Here is a 25,593-nt window from a genome sequence, read left to right as displayed (position 1 = left end):
GACGTGGTGCGGACGGGAGTTATGAAACCCCTGCGGGTCAAACCGCCAGGAAGTCTATGGCGCCCTGCTTGAAGGCCCTGCTGGTAATGGCGTTGGTGTGGTTTCTGCCCGGAAGCAGCAGTTGCTCGGCCATGGAACCTGCCGTCCTGGCCAGCTCGGCCAGTTGCGGCATGGTTGCGGCGCGCTCATCCTTGTCGCCGGCAACCAGGAGCATGGGCATGTGCGGGACGGCCTCGGCAGGATCGTAGGGCTCGTCCTTGATCGCTTCAACCAAGGAAAGCAGGGCAAAAATGTTGTTGCTGGGCAGCAGCATGGCCATCTTGAGCAGCCCCGCGGTGGACTCGTCCGCGATGGGAGTCCCGTCTGCAAGGTATCGCTGGGCCGCCACGAGGTCGAAAGCGGCCAGCGGGTCCGCGACGTTCGGACCGCCCAAGACCAACCGGTGGACGATCTCGGGCTGGGTGGCGCCGAATTCCCAGGCGAGCCTGGAGCCCAGCGAGTAGCCCACAACGTCCATCCCGCTGGCAGGGTCGCCGTCGTGCAATGGCCGGACGCCGGCGTCGAACGCGATCTGGAGCAGGTCAGCGCGGATGCGGCTGGGGGAGTAGGAATCCCGGTCCTCCGGGGCGCCGCTGCGGCCGTGTCCCGGCAGGTCCACGGTGATGACACGCCGGCCCGCCTCCAGCAGGGCCGGCACCCACCCGGTGTCCTCCCAATTGAGCTTGCTCGAGGAGGAAAATCCGTGGAGCAGCAGGATGGGCCGGAGTCCGGCGTCCTGCGCGGGATCGTGCACCCGCACGTACAGCTGGGGATCGGTGCCCTCAACGGTGTGGGAATGCATCTCGCCTGTGTGCCTGCCGCTCATGGTGTCAGTCCTCATCAAGTACGGCGCTCAGGCGGACCCGGCGCTTCGGTGCCTCGTCCTTCGGGACCGTGCCAACAATTCCGGCGGTGTTATCCGGCACCTCGAACACGATCAGGGGGTCGCCGACATTGATCCTGTCACCTGCCCCACCGAAGGTACGCACCACTTTACCTGCCTGCGGACTGGGCAGTTCAACAGCGGATTTGCTGGTTTCGACTTCCACCAGCGGCTGGTTCCGCTCCACGTGGTCACCGGGGGAAACCAGCCATTCGAGCACGGTTGCTTCAATGAGGCCCTCGCCCAAGTCGGGGAGCGGGAACGAGATTTCAGCCACGGCGGTACTCCAATACGCGTTGGATCCCGTTGAGGATCCGGTCGACATTGGGGATGTATTCGTCTTCGAGGTCGCCGGAAGGGTACGGCACGTCGAAACCGGTTACCCGTTCCACGGGCGCCTTGAGCGTGTCAAAGCAGCCCTGCGTGATCAGTTGCGCCACCTCCGCGCCGAGGCCGGAAGTCAGCGGTGCTTCATGGACGACGACGGCGCGCCGCGTCTTCGCTACGGATGCCACCAAAGCTGGCGCGTCGATGGGCTTGAGCCAGCGCAAATCCAGGACTTCGATGTCCACGCCGTCCTCAGCCGCCAGTTCCGCCACCTGCAGGCAGCGTGCCACCATCGCACCCCAGGCGACCAGGGTGAGGTGCCTGCCTGGCCTCATGACCTTCGCAGCGTCGGGAGAGCCGCCGTCGGCCTCGGCATTGGCGATATCAACCTCGCCCTTTTGCCAATAGCGGGACTTCGGCTCCATAAAGATCACCGGGTCCGGCCGCGTGGCTGCGTACTTGAGCAGGTGGTAGGCCTCGTGCGGGTTCGACGGAGACACCACCTTCAGGCCGGGAACGTGGGCGAACAGCGCCTCGAGGGATTCGCCGTGATGTTCGGGGGCGCGGATCCCGCCGAAGCTGGGAACGCGCAGGGTGATGGGCATCGGCAAGGTGCCGCGGCTGCGGTAATTCAGCCGGGCGATCTGACAGACGATCTGGTTGACCGCCGGGTAGGCGAAGCCGTCGAACTGCACCTCGGGGATGGGATGGAAACCAGCCATGGCCAGGCCCACGGACATGCCCAGGATGCCTGATTCCGCCAGCGGCGTGTCAAAGACCCGCTGCTCGCCGTGCTTGGCCTGGAGACCGTCCGTGATTCGGAAGACTCCGCCGAGCCGGCCGCAGTCTTCGCCAAAGACGACTGCCCTGGGGTTGTCCGCGAGGATCTCGTGAAGGGCCCGGTTCAGGGACTGTTGCATGGACAACTGCACAACTTCGTGTCCTGGATTTCCCTGACCCATGGAGGCCTCGCTTTCAAGGATGGAGTTAGACATGCTCCGACTCCTCCCGCCAGTTGGCAGCCTGGGCCTGCAGGGCAGGTGTGGTTTCCTGGAACACCAGATCGAACATTTCGCTGCCAGGGCGTGGTTGCAGCGCCTGAAGGCCTGAGCGGACCATCTCTTCTTCCGCTTTGGCCTTGGCGAGGGCTGTGGCGAAAAATGCCTCGCCGGCGATCCCCCTGGTGAGCAGGACCTGACGGAACCGTTCCAGCGGGTCCTGGCCGGCGTCGTCGTGCTCTTCCTGAAGTGAGCGATAGCGGCCGGGGTCATCGGACGTGGAGTGCGGGCCGCGGCGGTATGTCATGGCTTCGATGAGGACAGGGCCGTTGCCGGCACGGCAGTTCGCCAGCGCCTTCCGCGTCGCGTCCACTACTGCCACGACGTCGTTCCCGTCGACCTGGCTGGCGGGGATGCCATAACCATCCGCCCGGGCGGCCACGGAGCCGCCCGCCACCTGCCGTTCGGTAGGGACTGAAATGGCCCAGCCGTTGTTCTGGACGAAGAACACCACCGGCGCCTTCAGGACCGCCGCGAAGTTCATGGCCTCGTGGACGTCGCCCTGGGATGAGGCGCCGTCCCCGAAGTAGCTCAGGGCCACGCCGTCCTTGTGATCCAGGGTCTGGCCGTGGGCCCAGCCGACGGCGTGAAGCACGGAGCCGGCCACCACTGCCTGGATCGGGGCAAGCCGGGATTCGAGCGGGTTGTATAGGCCGCCGTGCCAGGTGGCCTTGTGCGTGGCCATGTAGGAGACCATATCCACCCCCATGGCACGGGCAACGCCCATTTCGCGGTACGTGGGAAACACGAAGTCGCGGGACAGGTCCACGGCGTACCCGCTTCCCACCTGGGCTGCTTCCTGGCCCAGTTCGGGGGCATAGCCGGGGATGATCCCTTGCCGCTGCCACGCGACGGCGGATGTGTCCAAGTGCCTGACCGTGACCATGAGGGAGTACAGCTCGCGGAGTTCGTCCGGGGTCAACGGCGCAGCGGGTTCACCGGGAGGCGGTGGAGGAAGAGTGCCCATGCCTGTGACCCTAGTCACCGTCGAAAGCCTAAACAATCAGCTCACATTCCACTGACCAAACTGCCAAAAGTTGCCGCCCTGTTGACCATGTTGCCTAGCAACTTGCTCATGTTGCGGCGCTCCCGTCGGCCCGCCCAACTGGGTAGCAGTAAGTGTCGTTATGAGCGTCCATAACGACATTTAGTGCTACCTACTTGGGCTGCCGTTCGCGGCTGGAGAGCCGGGCGCCGATCCGGCAGGCCGCGGCGAGGCAGGCCACCAGGGCGAACGTGCTGAGCAGCTGTGCACGGCTGCTTTCCGCACTGAAGCCGACGGCGAAGATCAGGCCCAGGAGAACCAGTCCGAGGATGGTCAATCCCGGATAGCCTTTCATTCGCAAGGGCAGCGCAATCCCGTCACGGTCTGCCCTGCGGCGCAGGATGAGCTGCGAGACAAGGGCCGTGCCCCACACCACCAGGCAGGTGGACCCCACCAGCTGGAAGAGGGCCGGGAGGATGCGTTCAGGGAACAAGAGCTCCAGCACCGTTGCGGCAAAACCAAAGGCCACGGAGACGCCAACAGCGAGCGCGGGCACGCTCGCCCTGCTCAGCCGGGACAGGAAGCGTGGTGCCTCGGCGCGTTCGGACAGCGAGTAGACCATCCGGGAGGCGCCGTAGAGGTTGGCATTCAGGGCGGAGAGAAGCGCGACGACGGCCACCAGCGTGATTGCCGTGCCGGCACCCGGGATCCGGGCGGCATCGAGAACGCCCGCGAATGGCGACGCGAGGCCCTCTGAGGTGGCAGGCAACACTGCTGCAATAACAAAAACCGAGCCGATGTAGAAGACCAGGATCCGCCACACCACCGTCCGGATGGCCTTGCCCACGCTGTGTTCGGGGTCCTCGGTCTCGGCTGCGGCAACGGAAACGATCTCCGTGCCACCGAAGGCGAAGATCACCACAAACAGGGCGGTGGCCACTCCGCCGAGGCCCGCCGGAGCGAAGTCTGTTGTGATGTTGGCCAGCCCCGGCGATGTGACGTCGGGAAGGAGGCCCAGCAGCAGGCTGGCGCCGACCACCAGGAAGAGCACGATCGCGGCGACTTTAAGGATGGCGAACCAGAACTCGAACTCGCCGAAGTTCTTGACTCCGGCGAGGTTGATGGTGGTGAACACAATCATGAAGATCAATGCAAGGGCCCACACGGGGATGATCGGCCAGACCGAGAAGAGGAGCCCTGCCGCGCCCAGGGCTTCGGCGGCAATCACGACGACGAGCTGCAGCCACCACAGCCATCCCACGGTAGCGCCCGCTGTCTTCCCCAGTGCGCGTTCGGCGTACACCGAGAACGCGCCGCTTGTGGGGTTGGCGGCAGCCATTTCCCCCAGCGCCCACATGACGAGGATGATGAGCGTCCCGGCCACCAGGTATGAAACAAGGACGGCAGGCCCGGCAGCCTGGACTCCTGCGCCGGAGCCCAGGAAGAGGCCGGCGCCAATCGCGCTTCCCAGCCCCATCATGGTGAGCTGGCGGGGTTTCATGGTGTGGCCGAGGTGGGTTTCCGGCCGCACGTGCGCGGACTTCATTGTCATGCCTTTTGAACCTTCTTGGGGTGTAGGTGGTGGTCCTCGTGGGACCACTCGAATTTACCGCCTCGCCCGCCGGCCAGCGTGCGGCCGTCGTGCCATCATGGACTCAGTTTGATTAGTCATCACGGCAAGGGGCTCACAGGTTGCCTTTTTCCGCTGGCCCCAGAAGGAAAATTGTATGAACGTGGACGCCTTAGACGCCAAAATTGTCCGATTCTTCACTGACTCGCCGCGGGCGTCGGTGCTCGAGGCCTCCAGGGTGCTGGGCGTGGCCCGCGCGACGATCCAATCGAGGCTGGACAGGATGACGGAGGCAGGGGTGATCAGTTCCTGGGTGCCGCAGCCCGATCCCGCCAGCTTTGGCTTCCCGGTGGTGGCCTTCTGCTCCCTGACCATCAATCAGGACCTCGGCCATGACGCGGTAGCGGAAGCGCTGGCTGCGATACCCGAGCTCATTGAAATCCACACGGTTTCGGGGAGCTCGGACCTGATGGCAAGGATCGCCGCGCGCTCCAACCCGGATCTCCAGCGAGTGCTCGATGCCATGATTGCCACGAAGACGATCCTCCGCGCCTCCTCGGTAATAGTCCTCAACACGCACTTCCAAGGGCGGACGCTCAACTTGCTGGAAGCGGCGGCTTCGACCGCCCCGGCCCGATAAGACGACCAGACGGGCTGCGGACCCTGCGGGCTGCGGACCCCGCGTGGGTCCAAGTTGCGAAACATTTTGATAAGCGCCCCGCTGGCCTTAGAATCAGTTCTAGTCATTATGACTTTAACTACCGTGGAGAGAGTGGGTGGAAAGCATGTACACCAGCGCAGCCAATGTGGCCGAACGCCGTACCGCGCCGCCGTCGCTCGCCATTTCCACGGTCATTTTCGCCCTCCGCCCCAGTGAGAAGTCCGGGCGCCCCACTTTGTGGATCCCGCTGGTCCGCCGCATCCGTGAACCATTCAAAGGGCTGTGGGCACTGCCCGGGGGGCCGCTGACCCATTCGGAATCCTTGCAGGACGCGGCGTCGCGCAACCTGCAGGAAACCACCGGCCTGGCGCCGAGCTACTTGGAGCAGCTCTACGCGTTTGGCGGTCTGCACCGCTCTCCAACCCAGCGTGTTGTCTCCATCGTCTACTGGGCCCTGGTACAGCCAACCGAGGCCGCCCTCGCCGACGAATCCGAAAACGTCAGGTGGTTCCGCGCCGACCGGCTCGGCGACCTGGCCTTCGACCACAACGCCATCGTCGACTACGCCCTCTGGCGGTTGCGGAACAAGCTGGCGTACGGCTCAATTGCCTACCACTTCCTGGGTGAGTACTTCACGCTGGCCCAAGTCAGGGAAGTCTACGAAGCGGTCCTGGACCGCCAACTGGACCCGGCCAACTTCCGCCGCCAGATCATCTCCACGCCGGAGATTGAAGAAACCGGCGAATACCTTCAGGGCGGAAAACACCGCCCGCCCCGCCTCTACCGCTTCACCGGCCGCCCCGGCCTTGACCCAGATAACAGGAGCACCCCATGAGCAGCGTCAACACAGCAATCCAGCTGATCACGCGCGAACAGGCCGAAAGCGCCGCACGCACCGCGTCCGCAGGCAAATCAACGTGCAGCCCGGCACTCGCCAAGGGGCCCTGGGACTACGATCTCGCCGAGGCCCTGGCCGGTGTGCCCGCCTACGGCCCGGGAGCATCCAGCGCCGACGTTGCCCCCGCCGCTACGCCCCGCCAGGGTCAGCTGCCCGAAGAATACAAGCTGGCCACCGACGCCGAACTCGACCAGCGGATCCGCGCGGCGAAAGCCACGCTGGGGGACCGTGCCGTGATCCTGGGGCACTTCTACCAGCGCGACGAGGTCATCCAGTACGCCGACTTCGTGGGTGACTCCTTCCAGCTGGCCAACGCCGCGCTGACCAGGCCCGACGCCGAGGCAATCATTTTCTGCGGTGTGCACTTCATGGCGGAAACCGCGGACACGTTGTCCCGGCCCGAGCAGGCCGTCATCCTGCCGAACCTGGCAGCCGGCTGCTCCATGGCTGACATGGCGGACACGGACTCCGTCGAAGAATGCTGGGAACAGCTTGAGGAAATTTTCGGCACCGAGCCCGACGCCGACGGCCGCGTACCGGTCATCCCCGTCACCTACATGAATTCCTCCGCAGCCCTGAAGGCTTTCTGCGGCGAGCACGGCGGCATCGTCTGCACGTCCTCCAACGCCCGCACCGTCCTGGAATGGGCCTTCGAACGCGGCCAGCGCGTCCTGTTCTTCCCGGACCAGCACCTGGGCCGCAACACTGCCAAGGCCATGGGCGTACCGCTTGAGCAGATGCCCATGTGGAACCCCCGCAAGGAACTCGGCGGCAACGACGAACTGGCCCTGCTGGATTCCCGTGTCATCCTCTGGCACGGATTCTGCTCGGTCCACAAGCGCTTCAACGTGGCCCAGATCGAGAAGGCCAGGATCGACTTCCCCGGCGTCAACGTCATTGTCCACCCCGAGTGCCCCATGGAAGTCGTGGACGCAGCCGACTCCGCCGGGTCCACCGACTTCATCAAAAAGGCCATCGCTGCGGCTACCGAACCCACCACGTTCGCCATCGGCACCGAAATCAACATGGTCAACCGGCTCGCCGCCGAATACCCCCAGCACACCATCTTCTGCCTCGATCCGGTGATCTGCCCCTGCTCCACGATGTACCGGATCCACCCTGGCTACCTCGCCTGGGTTCTGGAGGAGCTTGTGGCCGGCCGGGTGGTCAACCGCATCACCGTCGCGGACGCCGTGCAGGCGAACGCCAGGACAGCGCTCGAGCGTATGCTCGCCGCCAGGCCGTAATGACCGCCATCCCAGCCGTCGGACAGACCCCGGCCGCTGCCGACCGCAGCTCTGCCCCGCAGAAGCTGATCGTCGTCGGAAGCGGCATCGCCGGCCTGTACGCTGCCCTCCTGGCAGCGGACGCGGGCGTCGATGTAGTAGTGCTGACCAAGGGTGCGCTCGCAGACAGCAATACGTTCTACGCGCAGGGCGGGATCTCAGCGGTGCTGGACGAACCTGCGCCGGGCGACACCGTTGCTTCCCACATCGCAGACACCCTGACCGCAGGTGCCGGGCACTGCAATGTCGAAGCTGTGCGCGTGCTCTGCACTGAGGCGCGCAGGGACATCGCAGGCCTGGTGCGGTTCGGTGTGCGTTTCGACCAGGATCACGACGGCGGGCCCTCCCTTGGCCTCGAAGCCGCCCATTCCGCTCCACGGATCCTCCACGCCGGCGGCGATGCCACCGGCGCGGGGGTGGTCCACGCCCTCATCAACTCCGTGCTGTCGCAGCAGGGAACAGGAAAGATCAGGATTGTCGGGCAGGCTCTGGCAACCGAACTGATGATGGACGGCCACACCGTGTGCGGTGTCAGGTACCTCCACGGTGGCCGGAGCCTGAGCGTGCAGGGAGACGCTGTTCTGCTGGCGACGGGCGGCGCCGGCCAACTGTTTGCCCAAACCACCAACCCCGCTGTTGCAACCGCCGACGGACTGGCCCTCGCATGGCGTGCAGGCGCTGCCGTGGCTGACCTTGAATTTTTCCAGTTCCACCCCACCTGCCTGGTTCCGGCCCGGACCCAAAGCCCTGCGGACTCGGACCCGCTGTTGATCTCGGAGGCCGTCCGCGGGGAAGGCGCCATCCTGCTGGACGCCCTGGGCAGGCGCTTTATGCCCGAATACCATCCGGACGCCGAACTGGCGCCCCGGGACGTCGTGTCCCGCAGCATCGCCCTCCACCTGGCCAAGCTCGGGGATCCCAACGGCCACGTTTACCTTGACGCAACCGTCATCGAGGCTGCCAAGGGTGCAGGATTCCTCGCACGACGGTTCCCAACCCTCAGCCAGCGCACCAGCGAAGCCGGCGTCGACTGGACCCGCGAGCTTGTACCCGTGGCCCCGGCGGCGCACTACTGGATGGGCGGCGTCGCCACCGACCTCCACGCCAGAACCTCAGTTGCCGGGCTTTATGCCGCCGGTGAAGTTGCCTGCACGGGCGTCCAGGGTGCGAACCGGCTCGCCAGCAACTCACTCCTGGAGGGTCTTGTCTTTGGCCGGCGTGCTGTTGAGGCGTTTCTTGGGGGCAGCGCTGCCGTGCCTCCTTGGGAGTCGCCTGACGGCACTCCTCCGCGTGCTGTCTCGGCCGCTGGCGGCCTCCCCTTGACGCACGCTTCCGGAGCACCCTCAGGCGACCTTGAACAGTCCAGTTTGGGTGCTGGTCGGGAAATGCTTCCGGCCGACGCGTCTGAGTGGGGGACTGTCGTGCCCGAGCCAGAGCCGTTTTCGCGGGACGCGCTGCGGCGGTTGATGACTGCCAAGGCCGGGGTGCTTCGGAATGGCGTGCTCCTTGAGGAGGCGGGGGGCTTACTGGAGGCTTGGGCCGGCGTCGTGCGTCCTGAGGTGGTTCCCCGTGACGGGGACCCGCGGGCGCACGAGGACGCCAACCTGTTGCTTGCCGCCCGGCTGCTCGTGGCTGCGGCGCGGGAGCGCACCGAATCCCTGGGCGCCCACTACCGCAGCGACAGCCCTGCCGAAGCCGCCGACCTGCACGAAGAACTTGAAGAGACCTACACCCGCCCGAAAGCGAGCCTCGTCCATGACTGAATCCACGGTGTTTGACCTGGCCCTCCCCACTGCGCCGGTGCGGGAGATCCTGGAGCGGGCGTTCGCCGAGGACGCCCCTGCCGGTGACATCACCTCGCAACTGCTGATCCCAGCCGAAGCCAAGGCAACTGCCGTCCTGAACGCGCGTGTCCCCGGCGTCTTCAGCGGCGCCACCGTGTTCCGGGACGCCATGCTGCTCATCGACCCGGATACCGACGTCGAGCTCCTGCTCGCCGACGGTGACACGTTCGACGCCGGAACGCACCTTGCCCGGGTCAGCGGCCGGGCACGCTCTGTGCTGCTCGCAGAACGAGTCGCCCTCAACCTGGTGCAGCGCATGTCCGCCATTGCCACCAAAACGGCAGAATTCGTGAAACTCACGGAGGGCACCACTGCCCGGATCACCGATACAAGGAAAACCACCCCCGGGCTGCGTGTCCTGGAACGCTTTGCCGTCCGGTGCGGGGGAGGGGCGAACCACCGATACAGCCTGTCGGACGCCGTCTTGGCCAAAGACAACCACCTGGCGGTCATGACCGGCGGCGATCCTGCCAAGCTGACCGTGCTCCTGGCGGCAGCCAAAGCCCAGCTCGGCCACACCACACATTTCGAAGTGGAAGTGGACAGCATCGACCAGATCGAGCCGGTCCTGGCAGCAGGGGTGGACACAATCATGCTGGACAACTTCACTGTGGAAGAACTGCGTGCCGGTGTGGCACTGGTGGGCGGCCGTGCACGCGTTGAGGCAAGTGGGAACGTCAACCTGCAGACGGTGGCCGGAATTGCCGCCACGGGCGTGGATGTCATATCCATTGGAGGGCTGACCCACAGTGTGGCGGCGCTGGACCTGGGCCTGGATGTTGAGCTAAGCGTCGGATGAGTGCATCGTGATTTTCCTCGACGCCGCCGCCACCACCCCGGTCCGCCGCGAGGTGCTCGATGCGATGTGGCCTTACCTTACCGGAGAATTTGGCAACCCCTCCAGCCATCATTCACTGGGCGAAGCTGCCGCCGCGGCGCTCGCGGACGCCCGTGCCGCCGTCGCCAGTGTCCTGGGCTGCCGGGCCGGGGAGGTGACTTTTACCTCGGGCGGTACCGAGGCGGACAACCTTGCCGTGAAGGGGATAGCCCTGGCACGGCAGGCCTCGGATCCCCGGCTCAACCGTGTGGTGGTCAGCGCCATCGAACATCCAGCCGTGGAGGAGTCGGCACGCTACCTTGAGCGGTTCCACGGGTTCGCCGTCGACGTGGTTCCCGTTGATGCGACGGGACTGGTCACGCCCGAGGCGCTCGCCGCCGTGCTCGGCCCTGAGACCGCTTTGGTCAGCGTGATGTACGCCAATAATGAAGTGGGTACCGTCCAGCCGATTGCAGATTTGGCAGCCCTGGCACGGGCACACGGCATCCCGTTCCACACTGACGCTGTCCAGGCCGCAGGCTGGCTTCCCCTGGACGTCAAAGGGCTGGGGGTGGACGCACTGAGCATTTCAGGCCATAAGCTCGGGGCGCCGAAGGGCTGCGGCGTGCTTTACGTCCGAGGCCGGACCCGGATTGAGCCGCTGGTCCACGGCGGCGGACAGGAACGCGGACGCCGCTCGGGCACCGAGAACGTGGCCGGAGCCGTGGGGCTGGCCACAGCCCTCACTCTGGCCCAACGGGACCAGGTCGGCCTTGAGGAGCGCGTGGCAGGGCTGCGTGACGGCTTCGTCGGCGCTGTGCTCGACGGCGTGCCGGGGGCCGTCCTGACTGGCCATCCCACCAAACGCCTGCCTTCCGTGGCGTCATTCTGTTTCCCCGGTACCAGCGGGGAGTCCGTCCTTCTCGAACTGGAACGGCAGGGCGTGGTGTGTTCCAGCGGTTCGGCGTGCGCTGCCGGCTCGGACGCGCCGTCGACGGTCCTGACCGCGCTGGGCATCCCTGCCGAGGTGGCGCAGACGGCGGTGCGGTTCAGTTTTGCCTCATCCGTCAGTGCCGCGGACCTGGAGGCCGCTGCCCAAGCCGTGCTGGCCGCCGTCGCGAGCGTCCGGACCCTGGGCCGGGCCTAGGCTCCGCCCCCAACTAAGTAGCAGCAGATGTCGTTTTGACCGCTGAAAACGACATTTGCTGCTACTTAGTCGCCAGGGCGCGACGCGGTTCAGGGAAAGCGTCAGATGTGCCGGGCGCGGCGGAAAATCCAGTGCCGGAGCATGGTGAACCTGACGGCCGTCGCCAGGAAACCGGACAGCGTGGTGGTCCAGAGTTCGTCGGCAACGCTTGCCTCCGGTTTCAGCCAATGCAGGACGCCCAGGCTGCTGCCCGTGATGAACAGGGCTACCGCAATAACGATGAGACCGTTCAGGTGGTCCCGAGCCATCCGGCGTTGCCCGGTGATTTTGAACGTCAGCCTGCGGTTCATGGCCGTGTTCAGCAAAGACGTGGCGACCAGCGCTGCGGCATTGGCCAGCTGTGGGCCCAGCCAGGGGCGTAACAGGGCATAGAGCCCCAGCGAAGCGGCCGTGCAGACGATGCCCACTCCGGTGAAGCGGATGAGTTGGCGGACGACCGGGAACCGTAGAATCCCCCGGTAATGCCTGGTGGCGGGAGCCCGACGGCCTTCGTGAACGCCCGGCTGCTGCGTCTGCGGGGCGGCGGGCGCAGCAGGGGATTCCATGGGTCAAGCCTGACACATCAGGCCGCGGAACCCTCCCAAGGCGCTGCCTTCACAGGGTTGGTGAGTTCGCCAATGCCCTCCACCCGGCAGGTGACCGTATCGCCGGGAGCGATGGGCGCGCACTCTGCCGGGAAGCCGGTAAGGACCAGGTCTCCCGGGTGCAGGGTCATGAAGGATGTGAGGTAGACGAGTATCTCGTCAACCTTCCAGCCCAGGTCCGCGCTGCTGGCGGCTCCCAGTGCCTCGCCGTTGTGGACGATGCTGATGGCTGCATCGGCGTCGTCCAACGCGGTAACGATCCACGGTCCCACAGGCGTGAAGGTGTCCTGGCTTTTGGCGCTGATCCAGAGCTCGTCCGAGTTTTGCAGGTCCCGGGAGGTCACGTCGTTGCCGATAGTGAATCCCAGCACTGCGGCGCGCGCATTGTCCGGAGTCAGTCCCCGCACCTTGCGGCCGATGACGATGGCCAGCTCCGCTTCGGGGTCTACGTGGCCGGCATCCGTTGCCAGCTCGATGGCGTCGCCGGGGCCGATCACGCTGGTGGCGGCTTTGTGGAATGCCTGCGGGGGCAGCTCACGGCCCGCACTGCCCGTGTTGTGGGCCATGCCCAGCACATTGGCCGGGACGCTGGGCGCAAGGAACTCGAAGCCCTCCTGGTGCACCCGGTCTCCGGGCTCCCATCCGGGGCGCGGAGTGCTCGACGCATTCGCCGGGGAACCCGGGAAGGGAGTGTCCACCACCGTCCAGGTGGCTCCGGCATCGCTGGCGAAGTCGGCAGCACTGTTGGCTACAAAGAACTGCTCGCCTGGTGTGGCGGGGGAGGCCGGACGGACTCGGGCAAGTCGCAGCTGGGTCATGGGCATTCCTTGAGAGATGTGCGACGGCGGCAGGCGCCTGCTTGCTGGACAGTCAGGTCAGTACAGTTCGCCGGCCGGGATCTCGACGGCGAGGCGGTTCGAGGGGCCGGCCAATGGGCACGCCCACGCCTCGTTGTAGGCGCAGGAAGGGTTGTATGCGAAATTGAAGTCAAGGACGAATTCCGCACCGGGTCCGCTGCCGTGAACACCGTGGAAAGCGCCCTTGATGGTGTCGATCAGGTAGCGTCCTGCACCGTAACTGCCTCCGGGCTGACCTGCCGTTGCGTCACGGAACGGTACAAAGATGCCGCCGCCGTACCCCACAAGCTTCCACACGGCGAGCTGCCCCATCTCCGGAAGGTCGAACGTTCCCAGCCGGACAAAATTGATGACGCCATCCGTGGCGGTTTCCACTGACATTTCCCGGCCGGCGCCCTCCAGCGTCAGCGGCACATGGAATCGGTAGATGGGATCGTAGTCTGCCGTCCTGAGCCCTGAGAAGCGTGCCTTGTCCTGGGCTGTCAAAGCAGATGCGGGATGCGTGGCGAACATCCGGTCGCGTTCGTGCCGCCAATACGAATGGGCCTCCGCAGGGCTCTCTACCGAAATCTTCCGGACCATTTCATACAAAGCGAACGTCCGCAGGCGCCAATCTGCAATGTCGATGGCGGAGATGTCCGCCGGGCTGTCATCCGCCACGCCATACTGCTCTTCCGCCATAGCCACCAGCCTAGTGCCTCGGAGCGCGCTTCCGTCGCGGCGGCGGCACCCGGCGCTACGCTGGCTGCATGACGCGCAAGAGGACAGTGTTTGGGTTTCGGATCATGGCTCTGCTGGTGGGCGGCGGTCTGGCCGCCGGGTGCAACGCGCCAGGCCAGGCTCAGCCGTCCTGGACCGCGGAGCCGGAGGCGTCCCCGTCAACTTCTTCCCCTACCGGGACGGTCACGCCGTCGGGCGATCCGACGGCGACCCAGGAGTCCGGCTCCCCGTCGCCTGGGGCGGCGGCAACGTCAGCTGCATGGAAGACCTTCGCGGATGCCGGCAAGAAAGTGAGCTTTGAGTTGCCGGAGGAATGGATCGCACAGTCTGTGACCCCTGAGGAAGGGACGCTGGCCGGTGCACTGAAGGTGGAGGTAAAGAAGCCGGACGGTACCGTTGTTGCGGCGCTGCGGACGGGACTGCCGCCGTCGGCCCCTGAATGCGCGGAAGCTGCGCGCCGGCCCTACACCGTGATCAGCAGCCTGCCCGTGGACCTTCCGGCGCTGACAGGCGAAGGGACCATCGCCCCGCACGTGGTGTTCAGGGTGATCCAGGGCTACCGGTATTTCGGGTCCTTCGGGATCACGAACATTGTGGGCGGCGCCGACGGCCAGGCGTGCGAACTGCGCAACGTGGTCCGCGGCCCGGCTGGCAAGGGCGATTACTCCTTCGGGGACCTGCCGGTGCTCAAGGCGTTCGCGCCTGATGAAAAGGTTGCACCGGCCAAGGCCTTTGACACCCTCGACCAGGCGGCCAAGTACGTGGACGAGGGGACCGAATTCGCTAACGTCCAACGGATGCTAATGTCTCTGGAGATCAAGAACTAGTCCTGCCGCCGGCCCACCCTGCCGGGCCGAGTGGAGACTGGCCAGCCGCTTCCACACACCCCGGAGATCCATGGACCGCTCTGTTTCCGCACGCCTGGTTTTCAGGACCGTAGCCGACACCAAGGTTGCGCTGGCCATAACAGTGGCCAGGAACCCCGGCTACACCTCCTTTGAGGAATCCCTGTCAGTTACGGCGGACGGGGCGCAGGTGGCGCTGACGGAACTGTCAGACCACCACGGCGGCAGGATCCACTACATGGAATTCCCGGACCCGGCCGAGGTGACTGTTGAGTATTCGGCCTCGGTGGGCGGCCAGGCCACTCCGGAGGACGCGCCGCTGGAGGACCTTATCCGCTACGTGCGCCCCAGCCGTTACGCCGAGTCGGACCGGCTCCTGCCTACCGCCTATGCCGAATTCGGCGGACTCCACGGCGAGGAACTCCTGCAGGCCGTGCGGAACTGGGTTTACGGCGAACTAAGGTACATCAGCGGATCCTCGCGCGGGACCGACGGTGCGGTGGAAACCCTCCTGCACCGCCGGGGAGTCTGCCGGGACTTCGCCCACCTTGCCATCGCCCTGCTGCGGTCCAAGGACATCCCCGCGCGGTTGACGGCTGTCTATGCACCGGGACTGAGCCCGATGGATTTCCACGCTGTGGCCGAGGGCCACATCAACGGTGCGTGGCACGTCATCGACCCCACGGGGCTGGCCCCGCGGGAATCGATGCTCAGGATTACGGCCGGCCGCGATTCCGCCGATACCGCATTCCTCTCCACGGTCGGCGGCAGCCTCACCCTGAACCAGATGAGCGTCACCGCCGTCGTGAACGGCAGCCTGCCGGTTGAGGATCCAGGCAAGCTCGTGGTGCTGCGCTAGCGGACCGGGACCCGGCACCGCGTCAAGTGGCGCCGGGTCCTCGGAATCACTGTTAGTGGCGTGCGCCTACCGAATGGCGCAGCTTCTCGGTGAGCCGCTTCAGTTCCTTCTGCTCCGCCGCGGTCAGGGCCGGCCCCAGGAGCCCGGAGATATCCCGGACGTGTTCCCGGCCAATGTCCTTCTGCAGCTCTGCGCCGGCTTCGGTCAGCTTCAGCAGCACCCCCCGGCCGTCGTCCGGGGCCGGCATCCGTGCCACCAGTCCGCGCTTTTCCAGCCGCTCCACCAGCCTGCTGAGGCTGGACTGGCTGAGCAGGACGTTGTCGTTGAGCTCGTTAAGCCTCAGCCAACCGGACGGACAGCGGGAAAGCGTGAACAGGACGTCGTACTCGTTCAGCGCCACCTTCCTGAAGGCGGGCCCGGCCTGGAGCTTGCGCATGACCGCCACCTGGGCCCGGAACAGGGACTCCCAGGTCTCGGCGGCCAGCCGGACCGGTGATTCGCCGTCGGTTGCCATCACGCCTCCGAAGGACTTGTCTCGGTGCTCTGCGCAGCCAGCAGCGTGGCAACCCGGCCGGCATGCGTGGGCGGGTCCGGGACGTGCGCGGGCTTGAGGGCTGCGTACTCCTTGCGCAGGACCGGCAGGACCTCCTCACCGAACAGGTCAAGCTGTTCGAGCACGGTCTTCAGCGGCAGGCCGGCATGGTCGATCAGGAACAGCTGGCGCTGGTAATCGCCGAAGTACTCACGGAACGTCAGGGTCTTCTCGATGACTTCCTGGGGGCTGCCCACGGTGAGCGGAGTCTGCGAGGTGAAGTCCTCCAGCGACGGGCCGTGACCGTAGACCGGCGCGTTGTCGAAGTACGGCCGGAACTCCTTGACGGCATCCTGGGAGTTCTTCCGCATAAAGAACTGGCCGCCCAGCCCCACGATCGCCTGGTCCGCCTTGCCGTGGCCGTAGTGCTCGTAGCGTTCGCGGTACAGGCCAATGAGCTGCTGGTAGTGCTCCTTCGGCCAGAAGATGTTGTTCGCGAAGAACCCGTCACCGTAGTACGCGGCGACCTCGGCGATCTGGGGTGTGCGGATGGAGCCGTGCCAGACGAAGGGGGCGACGCCGTCGAGCGGGCGGGGTGTGGAGGTGAAATTCTGCAGCGGGGTCCGGAACTTTCCGGACCAGTTCACCGTGTCCTCGTCCCAGAGCCGGCGCAGCAGGCTGTAGTTCTCGATGGCCAGTTCCACGCCGTCCTGGATGTTCTTGCCAAACCAGGGGTACACCGGGGCTGTGTTGCCACGGCCCAGTACCAGGTCCACGCGCCCGTCGGCCAGGTGCTGGAGCATCGCGAAGTCTTCAGCTATCTTGACCGGATCATTCGTGGTGATCAGTGTCGTGGCCGTGGACAACGTGATCCGCTCGGTCTGTGCTGCGATGTAGGCGAGTGTGGTGGTGGGGGAGGAGGAGAAGAACGGCCGGTTGTGGTGCTCGCCGATGGCGTACACGTCCATGCCGATTTCCTCGACCTTTTTGGCGATCGCCACGGACGCCTTAATGCGCTCGTTCTCCGTGGGGGTCTGTCCCGTGGTGGGGTCAGTAGTGATGTCGCTGACGCTGAATACGCCGATCTGCATGATGTGCCTTCCGTTCTGGATGTCCGTGGTGGCTTATCACCACTATACCCGATTTAGATGCATATGCATCTATCGACGGGTACAACACTTCCCGGGCGGGATTATTCCCTGGATGTCCGTGGCGGTTTTAGGCAGGGTCTCCAGGTGCGGCGCGGCGGCCGCTGACCTTGGGAACCATTCCGGTGGTCCAGTCGCGGAACTCGTCGTCGACGTCGGTTGCCGGGCCCAGCTCCGGACGCTCATGAAGAGCCCGGAGCAGTGCCTTCTTCTCGCGCCGCCCCTCCACCAGCCGGTACAGGACGGGGACCAGGACCAACGTGAGGGCGGTGGATGACACCAGCCCGCCGATCACCACGACGGCGAGCGGCTGGGAGATGAAGCCACCGCCACCTGTCAGGCCCAGCGCCATGGGCGTCAGAGCGAAAACTGTGGCCAATGCGGTCATCAGGATGGGACGCAGGCGCTGGCGGGCGCCGTGGGTGATGGCGTCCGCCACTGACATCCCCGGCCGGCCGTCACCGGGTTTCCGGTACTGGTTGATCAGGTCGATCAGCACGATGGCGTTGGTCACCACAATTCCCACCAGCATCAGCATGCCGATCAGGGAGGGAAGACCCAGCGGCACCCCGGTTACCAGCAGCAGCGCGACGGCCCCGGTGGCCGCGAACGGGACGGATACAAGCAGGATGAGTGGCTGAACAAGGGATTTGAAGGTGGCCACCATGATCACATAGACAATGGCGATGGCGGCCAGCAGGGCCAGCCCGAGCTGCCGGAAGGACTCTGCCTGCTGGGTGGTTGCCCCGCCCAAAGTGGCCGTGACCCCGGCCGGCAGCTGAACATCATCCAGGCGGGTTTGGACTTCGGCGCTCACGGCGCCAAGGTTGGATCCCGACGGCGTCAGGGAGACTTTCGCCGTCCGTTGCCCATTGCTGGCGGTGATGGAGATCGGAACCTCGACCTGTTCCACGGAGGCTATGCTGCCCAAGGTGGCCCGTCCGCCCGGAAGCGGGATGTTGCGGACGGCCTCGACACTGGTGAAGCGGGTCCCCTCGCCGATTTGCACGGGGAAGTCGTCAGTATCAATCCGCACCGTTCCTGCCGGGACCGGGCTGATGGTGGAGGCAAGCACGCCGGCAACCTGTTGCTCGTTCAGTCCGGCGGCCACGGCCTTCGCACGGTCAACCTTGACCTGGACAACGTTTTGGCTCGCTGCCAGGTTGGTGGCCACCTCGCTGGTGCCCGGTACTCCGCTCATCGCTTCCACCATCGCGTCGCTGGCGGCGCGGAGGTCGGCCGACGTGGCAGCGCGGAGGGTGATGTCCACTGTGGACGATGTGCCGAAGCCACCCTGCTGCGTGCCTACGGAGATCTTGCCGGCGTCGGGGACGTCAGCGAGCCGCGTGCGGACTTTCTCCTGCAGCTCCGCCTGGTCCGCTTTCTCATCCGTGACCACGGTGAAGGTCGAATTGGAGGCGCCGGAGGATACTAACGCGGCGAAGCCCGCCTGGGCATTGCCGGAAGTGACCTGAACAGTCTTAATGCCTTCAATGCCGCGCAGCACTCCTTCCACCCGGACAGCGGCGGCACTGGTCTCGGAGAGGCTGGTGCCGCCCGGCAGGACCTGGCGCACAGTCAGGCTGTTTTGTCCGGACTGGCCCAGCAGGTCAGTGGCCAGCAGCGGTGTCATGGCGCCCGTTGCTACAAGCACCAACCCAGCAGCGATCAGTGTGACAACCGGATGCTTCTGGGTCTTGGTCAGGATGGGCAGGTAGCCACGCTGCAGCCTGCTTCTCTGCTCGGCTTCCAGCGCCTTTGCCCGGACGGCCGCGGCGGCTTCGCGTGCGGCGGGGGACCCGGGGACAGCGGCCGACGGCGACTTCAGGAACCAATAGGCGAGCACGGGAACAATGGTCAGCGACACCAGCAGGGAGGCCAGCAATGCCATCGTGACGGTGAGCGCGAACGGGCGGAAAAGCTCGCCGGCGAGTTCGCCAACAAACGCGATGGGAAGGAAGACGGCCACCGTGGTCAGCGTTGAGGCGGTAATCGCCCCGGCAACTTCGCGGATGGCGGTCAGGATGGCGGTCACCTTGTCCTCACCGTAGGCGAGGTGCCGTTTGATGTTCTCGATCACCACAATGGAGTCGTCCACCACGCGGCCGATGGCGATGGTCAGGGCACCCAAGGTCAGGATGTTCAGGGAGTAGCCCGTCGCGGACAGCCCGATAAAGGTGATGAGCAGCGACAGCGGGATGGACACGGCTGTGACCAACGTAGAGCGCGTGGACATCAGGAACACCAGGATGACGGCGACGGCGAAGCCCAGGCCCAGCAGGCCCTCAGTGGTCAGGTCCTTGATGGATTTCTCGATGAAGGGTGCCTGGTCGAACACCTGCGTGAATTTGGCGTTGGATCCCAGCTCCGCCTCAAGGTCGCCGATGATGCCGGCCACGGCGTGGGAGATGGCGACGGTGTCGCCTTCGGGCTTTTTGGTGATGGCAACCGCCAACGTTTCCTTGCCGTCCGTGCGGGAGATGGACGTCCGTTCATCGTCTTTGAGCGACACGTCCGCCACCGAGCCGACCGTGGCAGGCGCCTTCGTGCCGGCAAGGGGCAGCGCTTTGATCGCGTCGAGGGAGTCCACCGGACTGCCGATCTGGAGGGAGAGGGTCTTGCCCTCTTCCTCGATGGTTCCGGCAGGAATAAGCGCCCCGTTGTTGGACAAAGCATCGCGGATCGCCGGAATGGTTGCTCCGCTGGACACCATGGCGTCCGCGCGTGGCAGGATCTGGATGTGCTGGGTGGCGCCGCCCGTTACATCGGCGCTGCGGACGCCGTCGATCTTCTGCAGCCGTGGGACGCTGAGCCGCTGCAGGTCGGCATTAAGCTCGCTCAGTGATTTGTCCGACGAGACTGCCAGGAACAAGATGGGGAAATCGCTGATGCTGCCGGCGATGGCCTGCGGCTGGACGTCCTCCGGCAGCTGGCGTTTGGCGTTGGAGATGGCCCGGTCTATCTGGTTCCGCGCACGATCGAGGTTGGAGCCGTACGTGAACGTCATTGAGATCTGCGAGACACCCGTGCGCGACGTTGAGGACGTTGACTCCAGGCCTTCGACGCCGTTCAGCGCCTTCTCCAGCGGCTCGCTGACCTGCTTGTCCACTACCTCCGGCGAGGCCCCGGGCATCGCCGACAGCACTGTGATCTGCGGGAACTCGATGGAAGGAATCAGTTCCTGCTTCAGCGAAGACATGGTGATCACCCCGAACACCGACGCGAAGACGGTGATCAGGGCGATCAGCGCCCGGTTCGCCAGTGAAAGTTGTGCCAGCCGGAACATCGCATGGTCTCCTGAAGGGGTTGGCGGACTGGTACGGACATCGACTGCTGCCCGCCGACCCCGGCGAGGTCAACGGGTCGCGGAAACGCTCTCCAGCTGAAGGGCCGCGGCAGTTGCCTTTTCAAGCTCCGCCGCGAGCTCCGGGTTGCTGTCCAGCTTGGTTCCGTAGCCGGGCATCATGTCCTTGAGCTTGCCCTGCCAGCCCTTGAAGTTCTTGGGGAAGGCCTTCTGCAGCAGTTCAATCATGATGGGCACCGCGGTGGAAGCCCCGGGTGAGGCACCCAGGAGCGCCCCGATGGAGCCGTCACGCCCGGCAATGACTTCCGTGCCGAACTGCAGCACGCCGCCCTTCTTCGGGTCCTTCTTAATAATCTGTACACGCTGGCCCGCGGTGATCAGTTCCCAGTCGCCGTCTTTGGCCTCGGGGTAGTACTCGCGGAGCGCCTCCACCTTGTCGCCGTGGCGCTTCGCCACCTCTTTCACGAGGTAGGCCGTCAGGTCCATGTTGTCCTTGGCCACGGCGAGCATGGGAATGATGTTGCTCGGCCGGATGGACAGCGGCAGGTCCAGGTAAGAGCCGTTCTTCAGGAAATTCGTGGAGAAACCGGCGTACGGGCCGAACAGCAGGGAGCGCTTCCCATGGACGTAGCGCGTGTCAAGGTGCGGCACGGACATGGGCGGAGCGCCCACTGAGGCCTGGCCGTAGACTTTGGCACTGTGCTGGGCCGCGATCTTTTCGTCGGTGCAGCGGAAGAACTGGCCCGAGACCGGGAAGCCGCCGAAGCCCTTGCTTTCCGGAATCCCTGAAGCCTGCAGCAGGTGCAGGGCACCGCCGCCGGCACCGACAAACACAAACTTCGCGTGGATCCTGCTGTGTTCCCCGGAAGCCGGGTATTTGAGCGAAAGGTCCCAGCCGCCGTCGGACGCCCGGGAAATCCCGGTCACGTCGTGGCCGTAGTTGATGTCGACGCCGTTGTTCCCGAGGTACGTGGTCAGCTCGCGGGTGAGTGCACCGAAGTCGACGTCGGTGCCCTCCGCTGCGCGGGTGGCAGCGATGCGCTGCTTCGGGTCGCGGCCCTTGACGATCAACGGAGCCCATTTGGCGATCTGGGCGTGGTCCTCGGAATACTCCATGCTGCGGAACAGCGGGTGCGGCTTCAGTGCCTCGTACCGGGTCCGCAGGAATTTGGTGTTGTCCTCGCCAATGACGAAGCTCATGTGCGGGACGGTGTTGATGAAGCCCTTGGGCGAACCGATCAGCGACTGCTCCACGAGGTGGGCCCAGAACTGGCGGGAGAGCTGGAACTGCTCGTTGATGAGCAGCGCCTTGGTGGGGTCCACCGAGCCGTCTTTGGCTGCGGGGGAGTAGTTGAGCTCGCAGAGTGCGGCGTGCCCGGTGCCGGCGTTGTTCCACGGACCGGAGCTTTCCAGTCCGGGCTCATCGAGGCGCTCGAAGAGGGAGATGGTCCAGGTGGGTTCAAGCTGCTTGATGAACGCCCCAAGTGTGGCGCTCATGATGCCGCCGCCGATCAGGACGACGTCGGCATTTTTGGTCTTGGAAATAAAAGTCACAGTGAGTCTCCGATAGCAGCGGCTCTGGCTGTCACAGAATATCCCCGCGCCACCCTCTTACTGAAATTGGACGGCTGCGTCAAGGCTTTAGTTGGACCTTGGTGAAAACTTCGTTTAATACCGGTGAGGCCGGGTAGCTGGCCACGCGGTCAGAGAGGGCCAATGCGGAGATGGGGAATGCGATGGGAACAGCCGGGACCGAGGCAGCGATCTGGACATTGATGGTGTGATATTGCTCATCACGTTCCTGTCCCTGTGGCATGCTGCGGGCCCGGTTGATCTTTGAGAAGACCTGGGGATCCTGGTAGCCGAACTCGCCGTTTTTCTCGCCGAACAGGGGGCCAACGAAGTTGTCGGCGTCGGCGTAGGCGCCATTCCAGCCGAGCAGGTGGAGGGCGTGGTCGCCCGGGGACTGGACTTTCTGGAGGTATCCGTTTGCCCAGTCCACCGGTACAGGCTTGATGTTCAGTCCGACGGCGGTCAGTTGCCGGCTGATCTCCGCGTAGACCTTCTCTGGCGTGGGGAGGTAAGGCCGGGTGGCGTTCAACGGATAGTAGAACTTCAGCTCTTCGCCGTCATATTCGGACTCTTCGAGGTACGTCTTTGCCTTGGCGGGGTCGTGGCCCAAGGAAGGCGCCTCGTTATTGAAGCCGCTGATTTTCGGCGGAACAAATTGCGTTGCCTGGGCGGTGTTGTCGATAAAGAACTTGCGGATGAGGGTGTCTTTGTCGATCGCCATTTCAACCGCCTGCCGCACCTTCACATCCTGGAGGGCAGGGACTTCCTGGTTCATGCCGACGTACATCACGGAGAACGGGTCCCGCTGCACAATCTGCATGCCCCGTTTGACCAGCTGGTCAAAGTTTCCCACCGTGACGGCGTCGTAGCCGTCGATCTTGCTGTCCAGGAGCGCTTGCATGCGGGTCTGGGGGTGGTCGTAGGTCAGGAAGTTGATCGTGGCGATCTGCCCGCGGTTGCCCCAGTAGTCCTTGTTGCTGACCAGCGTGACGCTGGTTTCGTCCCAGGCGCCCAACTGGAAGGGCCCGGTTCCCACCGGATTCGTGGCAAAGCCTGACAGAGGCTGTCCGCCCCGGTCCCTGTCCAGGACATCGGCAGTCCCGGCCGCCAGTGCTGTGGGCGATGCCATGGCGAAAGCCGGCAGGGTCAGGGCCTGGAGGAAGGCGGTGAAGCGCTGTGTGAGGTCGATCCGGACAGTGTCAGCGGAAAGGGCGGTGCAGCTTTTGAAGATGGACAGCGATGCCTCATCGGAATGGGCCTTGAACACACCCTTGAAGGAGCTTCCCGGTGCCTGTTGCCGGAGAGCCACCGGGAACGCGAACCAGCGGTTGAAGTTGGCGCAGACGGCATCGGCATTAAAGGGGGTTCCGTCCTGGAACGTGACTCCGCTGCGCAGTTTGAATGTGTAGGAGCGGCCTTCGTCGGATTCGGTCCACTCGGTTGCCAGCAGCGGTGTGGGCTTGCCCGTAGTCTGGTCCACTCCGACCAGGCCTTCGAGGATCTGGCGTGTGATCCGGTGCGACTCCACGTCGTTGGACAGGGCGGGGTCGAGCCCGAGCGGCTGGGATGCTGTTCCGAACCTGAAGGTAGCTGTGGGCTCAGGGCCAGTGGACGGCGTTGAACTTGTGGGCGATGACGGGGAAGGGCCCGGAACTCCGGTGCAGGACGTCACTCCCAGTGCCAGGAGAACGGCGCTTGTCTTGATCACCGTTCGTCGCGATGTACTGCTGGGCACTCGTTGATCACCTCTGGGCTGCTGGCCGGCTCCGCGGTCTGCGGGCCCCAGCCCAGTCTAGTTGACGGACCAGGATGATCCTGGAGACGCAGCTGGGCCCGGCCTGTACAGGCCGGGCCCAACTATTGCACGGAGCCGCCGGGGGAGTCACGCCCCGCGGCTCCGGTTTGCCCGGTGTCGCTGGTGCCCGTGGTTACTTGGGCATCAGCACCGAATCGATCAGATAGACCGTGGCGTTGGCAGTCTGGACGCCGCCGCAGATCACGCTGGCGCCGTCAACCATGAGGGCGTCCTTGCTGCCGGTGACCGTTACGGAGCCGCCTTGGACCGTGGCGTGGGTGCCGGCGATCTTGTCGGGGGTGATCTGGCCGGGGACCACGTGGTAGGTCAGGATCTTGCTCAGCAGGGCGTCGTCCGTCTTGAGCGTCTCGATCGTGGCGGCGTCGATCTTGGCGAAGGCGTCGTCCACCGGAGCAAAGACCGTGAATTCGCTGCCGTTGAGCGTGTCCACCAGGTCAACCTTGGGGTTCAGCTTTCCCGAGACCGCCGCCGTCAGGGTGGTAAGGATGGGGTTGTTCGAGGCTGCAACAGCCACGGGATCGAGCGCCATGCCCGCAACAGAGCCCGCGCCGGTGGGAACCTTCTCGGCGTAGCCGGCACAGCCGGCGCCGACCAGGTTCGCAGCCGGGTCCATCGGGGCAGCGGAGCTTGCCGACGGTGACGGAGCCATGCTGGAGGATGAAGGCGTGGAGGCCGGTGCCGACGATGACGTTGCCGTGGTGGCGGAGCCGCCGCAAGCGGTCAGGCTGAGCAATGCGGCAGCGGCAACGCCTGCGACGGTGAAGGTTGTGCGTTTGATTGACTGCATTTCGGTTCTCCTTGTTAGTGCCGATCGTTGCCTTTGCGGACAGCTTGCCTGCCGCTTATGGCCTTTTCCGACGTGGTGGGCACCTGCCTTGGCTGGTGTCTCACTGTGTATTCGGGTGGTGCCTCGATGCGGATGGGTGGATCTCAAGGAGTTTTTTTGCGGTTGGGCGCCGAGGGACTGAAACTTGCGAAAGCCCGGCGTCGGGCGGACTTAACGACGGAATCCCGGGCCGTTGGGCCCGGGATTCCATGGTTCATGACGTTCAACAGTGCGCAAGGGGGGACTTGAACCCCCACGCCCGAAGGCACAGGAACCTAAATCCTGCGTGTCTGCCAATTTCACCACTCGCGCTTGGCTGCCGCGGCAGAAACCTGCGACGGCGGATGCCAGGTTCCATTGTAGCGCCGGCCGGCGGTGGGTCCGGTCAGTCGCCGGACCCGTCAGGAATCAATTTTGAGGTCACGGCGCAGTTTGGCAACATGACCGGTCGCCCGGACGTTGTACTGCGCCACGGCAACCTTGCCCTCAGTGTCCACCACGATGGTCGAACGAATCAGCCCCTGGTAGGTCTTTCCGTAGTTCTTCTTTTCCCCCCAGGCACCGTAGGCCTCTGCCACGGCGTGGTCTGTATCCGAGAGCAACGGGAAGCTGAGTCCTTCTGCGGCGGCAAACTTTGCCAACTTCTCCACCGGGTCCGGGGAGATGCCCAGGACTTCATAACCGGCCGCCTGCAGGGAAGCCAGGCTGTCTCGGAAATCGCACGCCTGCTTGGTGCAGCCAGGCGTGGACGCGGCGGGATAGAAGTACACAATGGTGTTGCGCCCCCGGGTGGAAGCCAGGCTGACGTCTTTACCTTGCGAGTCCTTCAAAGTGAAGCCAGGTGCTTCGGTGCCGGTCATGAGTCTGTCAGCCACAATTAATCTCCTAGTTGAAGGCGGGACATACCAGCTTAGTAAGCGTGCTGGACCGGGGCGAATCGTCACTTGGCTATACT

Annotated in this window: 23 protein-coding genes and 1 tRNA gene; 8 read left to right on the top strand and 16 right to left on the bottom strand. The window is 65.0% G+C overall.

Annotated elements, in window-relative coordinates:
- Nucleotides 1-37 precede the first annotated feature (37 nt).
- The 5 genes from ACFC25_RS03620 to ACFC25_RS03600 all read right to left on the bottom strand — a co-directional run bounded on the left by ACFC25_RS03620 (nucleotide 38) and on the right by ACFC25_RS03600 (nucleotide 4,844).
- Entirely contained in the window at nucleotides 38-865 is an 828-nt protein-coding gene (locus tag ACFC25_RS03620) for an alpha/beta fold hydrolase (protein WP_376044071.1), read from the bottom strand.
- A gap of 4 nt (nucleotides 866-869) precedes the next feature.
- The gene (locus ACFC25_RS03615) at nucleotides 870-1,199 is read right to left on the bottom strand and encodes a biotin/lipoyl-containing protein (protein WP_337345891.1); all 330 of its coding nucleotides are present in this window, start codon (nucleotides 1,197-1,199) and stop codon (nucleotides 870-872) included.
- A complete protein-coding gene (locus ACFC25_RS03610) occupies nucleotides 1,192-2,244 on the bottom strand; it encodes an alpha-ketoacid dehydrogenase subunit beta (protein WP_376044069.1) in 1,053 nt (350 codons plus the stop codon). The genes ACFC25_RS03615 and ACFC25_RS03610 overlap by 8 nt, the downstream gene beginning before the upstream one ends.
- Complete coding sequence (locus ACFC25_RS03605) at nucleotides 2,237-3,274, bottom strand: thiamine pyrophosphate-dependent enzyme (RefSeq protein WP_376044067.1); 1,038 nt, start codon at nucleotides 3,272-3,274, stop codon at nucleotides 2,237-2,239. Before ACFC25_RS03605 ends, ACFC25_RS03610 begins: the two co-directional genes overlap by 8 nt.
- A gap of 190 nt (nucleotides 3,275-3,464) precedes the next feature.
- Nucleotides 3,465-4,844 carry an amino acid permease gene (locus ACFC25_RS03600; protein ID WP_376044066.1) on the bottom strand — a complete coding sequence of 460 codons (1,380 nt, stop codon included), beginning with the start codon at nucleotides 4,842-4,844 and terminating at the stop codon, nucleotides 3,465-3,467.
- Nucleotides 4,845-5,019: 175 nt separating this feature from the next.
- Here ACFC25_RS03600 and ACFC25_RS03595 point away from each other — a divergent pair, with 175 nt between their 5' ends.
- The 6 genes from ACFC25_RS03595 (at nucleotide 5,020) to ACFC25_RS03570 (ending at nucleotide 11,515) form a co-directional block, all read left to right on the top strand.
- Nucleotides 5,020-5,502: an Lrp/AsnC family transcriptional regulator gene (locus ACFC25_RS03595; protein WP_337345894.1), complete on the top strand. Its 483-nt coding sequence runs from the start codon at nucleotides 5,020-5,022 to the stop codon at nucleotides 5,500-5,502.
- A 145-nt stretch (nucleotides 5,503-5,647) separates the two neighbouring features.
- Complete coding sequence (locus ACFC25_RS03590; protein ID WP_337345895.1) at nucleotides 5,648-6,358, top strand: NUDIX domain-containing protein; 711 nt, start codon at nucleotides 5,648-5,650, stop codon at nucleotides 6,356-6,358.
- Nucleotides 6,355-7,668 (top strand): quinolinate synthase NadA, encoded by a 1,314-nt coding sequence (gene nadA / locus ACFC25_RS03585; protein ID WP_376044064.1) that lies wholly within the window; start codon nucleotides 6,355-6,357, stop codon nucleotides 7,666-7,668. The genes ACFC25_RS03590 and nadA overlap by 4 nt, the downstream gene beginning before the upstream one ends.
- The gene (gene nadB / locus ACFC25_RS03580; protein ID WP_376044062.1) at nucleotides 7,668-9,470 is read left to right on the top strand and encodes an L-aspartate oxidase; all 1,803 of its coding nucleotides are present in this window, start codon (nucleotides 7,668-7,670) and stop codon (nucleotides 9,468-9,470) included. The genes nadA and nadB overlap by 1 nt, the downstream gene beginning before the upstream one ends.
- Entirely contained in the window at nucleotides 9,463-10,350 is an 888-nt protein-coding gene (gene nadC / locus ACFC25_RS03575) for a carboxylating nicotinate-nucleotide diphosphorylase (RefSeq protein ID WP_337345898.1), read from the top strand. The genes nadB and nadC overlap by 8 nt, the downstream gene beginning before the upstream one ends.
- A gap of 7 nt (nucleotides 10,351-10,357) precedes the next feature.
- Entirely contained in the window at nucleotides 10,358-11,515 is a 1,158-nt protein-coding gene (locus ACFC25_RS03570) for a cysteine desulfurase family protein (RefSeq protein WP_376044061.1), read from the top strand.
- A gap of 101 nt (nucleotides 11,516-11,616) precedes the next feature.
- On the opposite strand, the gene ACFC25_RS03565 is transcribed toward ACFC25_RS03570, so the two are convergent.
- The 3 genes from ACFC25_RS03565 to ACFC25_RS03555 are packed head-to-tail and all read right to left on the bottom strand — an operon-like array spanning nucleotide 11,617 to nucleotide 13,697.
- Nucleotides 11,617-12,120 (bottom strand): GtrA family protein, encoded by a 504-nt coding sequence (locus tag ACFC25_RS03565; protein ID WP_337352149.1) that lies wholly within the window; start codon nucleotides 12,118-12,120, stop codon nucleotides 11,617-11,619.
- Between the two features lie 17 nt (nucleotides 12,121-12,137).
- Nucleotides 12,138-12,977, bottom strand: a complete 840-nt coding sequence (locus tag ACFC25_RS03560) for a fumarylacetoacetate hydrolase family protein (protein WP_376044059.1) — start codon at nucleotides 12,975-12,977, stop codon at nucleotides 12,138-12,140.
- A 57-nt stretch (nucleotides 12,978-13,034) separates the two neighbouring features.
- The gene (locus tag ACFC25_RS03555; RefSeq protein ID WP_337345902.1) at nucleotides 13,035-13,697 is read right to left on the bottom strand and encodes a DUF1684 domain-containing protein; all 663 of its coding nucleotides are present in this window, start codon (nucleotides 13,695-13,697) and stop codon (nucleotides 13,035-13,037) included.
- A gap of 68 nt (nucleotides 13,698-13,765) precedes the next feature.
- On the opposite strand from ACFC25_RS03555, the gene ACFC25_RS03550 reads away from it, so the two are divergent.
- Both ACFC25_RS03550 and ACFC25_RS03545 read left to right on the top strand, forming a co-directional pair.
- Entirely contained in the window at nucleotides 13,766-14,563 is a 798-nt protein-coding gene (locus ACFC25_RS03550) for a hypothetical protein (RefSeq protein WP_376044057.1), read from the top strand.
- 70 nt (nucleotides 14,564-14,633) lie between these two features.
- Nucleotides 14,634-15,440 (top strand): transglutaminase family protein, encoded by an 807-nt coding sequence (locus ACFC25_RS03545; protein WP_376044056.1) that lies wholly within the window; start codon nucleotides 14,634-14,636, stop codon nucleotides 15,438-15,440.
- Between the two features lie 52 nt (nucleotides 15,441-15,492).
- Here the strand turns inward: ACFC25_RS03545 and ACFC25_RS03540 are convergent, their stop codons facing one another.
- The 8 genes from ACFC25_RS03540 to bcp all read right to left on the bottom strand — a co-directional run bounded on the left by ACFC25_RS03540 (nucleotide 15,493) and on the right by bcp (nucleotide 25,513).
- Nucleotides 15,493-15,954, bottom strand: coding sequence for a MarR family transcriptional regulator (locus tag ACFC25_RS03540; RefSeq protein ID WP_337345905.1), 462 nt, complete (start codon nucleotides 15,952-15,954; stop codon nucleotides 15,493-15,495).
- Nucleotides 15,954-17,063, bottom strand: coding sequence for an LLM class flavin-dependent oxidoreductase (locus ACFC25_RS03535; protein WP_337345906.1), 1,110 nt, complete (start codon nucleotides 17,061-17,063; stop codon nucleotides 15,954-15,956). The genes ACFC25_RS03540 and ACFC25_RS03535 overlap by 1 nt, the downstream gene beginning before the upstream one ends.
- Before the next feature lie 127 nt (nucleotides 17,064-17,190).
- Nucleotides 17,191-20,406: an efflux RND transporter permease subunit gene (locus ACFC25_RS03530; RefSeq protein ID WP_376044054.1), complete on the bottom strand. Its 3,216-nt coding sequence runs from the start codon at nucleotides 20,404-20,406 to the stop codon at nucleotides 17,191-17,193.
- A 69-nt stretch (nucleotides 20,407-20,475) separates the two neighbouring features.
- The gene (locus ACFC25_RS03525) at nucleotides 20,476-21,978 is read right to left on the bottom strand and encodes a malate:quinone oxidoreductase (RefSeq protein ID WP_376044053.1); all 1,503 of its coding nucleotides are present in this window, start codon (nucleotides 21,976-21,978) and stop codon (nucleotides 20,476-20,478) included.
- Nucleotides 21,979-22,057: 79 nt separating this feature from the next.
- On the bottom strand, nucleotides 22,058-23,731 hold the full coding sequence (locus ACFC25_RS03520; RefSeq protein WP_376044051.1) for an ABC transporter substrate-binding protein: 1,674 nt from the start codon (nucleotides 23,729-23,731) through the stop codon (nucleotides 22,058-22,060).
- Between the two features lie 193 nt (nucleotides 23,732-23,924).
- Nucleotides 23,925-24,599 carry a fasciclin domain-containing protein gene (locus ACFC25_RS03515; RefSeq protein WP_337345910.1) on the bottom strand — a complete coding sequence of 225 codons (675 nt, stop codon included), beginning with the start codon at nucleotides 24,597-24,599 and terminating at the stop codon, nucleotides 23,925-23,927.
- Nucleotides 24,600-24,868: 269 nt separating this feature from the next.
- Nucleotides 24,869-24,950 (bottom strand) — tRNA-Leu (locus ACFC25_RS03510).
- Between the two features lie 89 nt (nucleotides 24,951-25,039).
- Nucleotides 25,040-25,513: a thioredoxin-dependent thiol peroxidase gene (bcp, locus tag ACFC25_RS03505; RefSeq protein WP_376044050.1), complete on the bottom strand. Its 474-nt coding sequence runs from the start codon at nucleotides 25,511-25,513 to the stop codon at nucleotides 25,040-25,042.
- Nucleotides 25,514-25,593: the final 80 nt, after the last annotated feature.

It is taken from the genome of Pseudarthrobacter sp. NPDC055928, from assembly GCF_042270935.1.
Classification (GTDB): domain Bacteria; phylum Actinomycetota; class Actinomycetes; order Actinomycetales; family Micrococcaceae; genus Arthrobacter.
Note: the sequence above shows the minus strand (reverse complement) of the source record. Positions and strands in the feature narration are given on the sequence as shown.

Bases quoted from the DNA above. Each gene is read 5' to 3' on its own strand.
- ACFC25_RS03620 (WP_376044071.1), bottom strand. From the start codon at position 865: ATGAGCGGCAGGCACACAGGCGAGATGCATTCCCACACCGTTGAGGGC.
- ACFC25_RS03610 (WP_376044069.1), bottom strand. From the start codon at position 2,244: ATGTCTAACTCCATCCTTGAAAGCGAGGCCTCCATGGGTCAGGGAAAT.
- ACFC25_RS03605 (WP_376044067.1), bottom strand. From the start codon at position 3,274: ATGGGCACTCTTCCTCCACCGCCTCCCGGTGAACCCGCTGCGCCGTTG.
- ACFC25_RS03600 (WP_376044066.1), bottom strand. From the start codon at position 4,844: ATGACAATGAAGTCCGCGCACGTGCGGCCGGAAACCCACCTCGGCCAC.
- ACFC25_RS03595 (WP_337345894.1), top strand. From the start codon at position 5,020: ATGAACGTGGACGCCTTAGACGCCAAAATTGTCCGATTCTTCACTGAC.
- ACFC25_RS03590 (WP_337345895.1), top strand. From the start codon at position 5,648: ATGTACACCAGCGCAGCCAATGTGGCCGAACGCCGTACCGCGCCGCCG.
- nadA (WP_376044064.1), top strand. From the start codon at position 6,355: ATGAGCAGCGTCAACACAGCAATCCAGCTGATCACGCGCGAACAGGCC.
- nadB (WP_376044062.1), top strand. From the start codon at position 7,668: ATGACCGCCATCCCAGCCGTCGGACAGACCCCGGCCGCTGCCGACCGC.
- nadC (WP_337345898.1), top strand. From the start codon at position 9,463: ATGACTGAATCCACGGTGTTTGACCTGGCCCTCCCCACTGCGCCGGTG.
- ACFC25_RS03565 (WP_337352149.1), bottom strand. From the start codon at position 12,120: ATGGAATCCCCTGCTGCGCCCGCCGCCCCGCAGACGCAGCAGCCGGGC.
- ACFC25_RS03560 (WP_376044059.1), bottom strand. From the start codon at position 12,977: ATGACCCAGCTGCGACTTGCCCGAGTCCGTCCGGCCTCCCCCGCCACA.
- ACFC25_RS03555 (WP_337345902.1), bottom strand. From the start codon at position 13,697: ATGGCGGAAGAGCAGTATGGCGTGGCGGATGACAGCCCGGCGGACATC.
- ACFC25_RS03550 (WP_376044057.1), top strand. From the start codon at position 13,766: ATGACGCGCAAGAGGACAGTGTTTGGGTTTCGGATCATGGCTCTGCTG.
- ACFC25_RS03545 (WP_376044056.1), top strand. From the start codon at position 14,634: ATGGACCGCTCTGTTTCCGCACGCCTGGTTTTCAGGACCGTAGCCGAC.
- ACFC25_RS03540 (WP_337345905.1), bottom strand. From the start codon at position 15,954: ATGGCAACCGACGGCGAATCACCGGTCCGGCTGGCCGCCGAGACCTGG.
- ACFC25_RS03535 (WP_337345906.1), bottom strand. From the start codon at position 17,063: ATGCAGATCGGCGTATTCAGCGTCAGCGACATCACTACTGACCCCACC.
- ACFC25_RS03530 (WP_376044054.1), bottom strand. From the start codon at position 20,406: ATGTTCCGGCTGGCACAACTTTCACTGGCGAACCGGGCGCTGATCGCC.
- ACFC25_RS03515 (WP_337345910.1), bottom strand. From the start codon at position 24,599: ATGCAGTCAATCAAACGCACAACCTTCACCGTCGCAGGCGTTGCCGCT.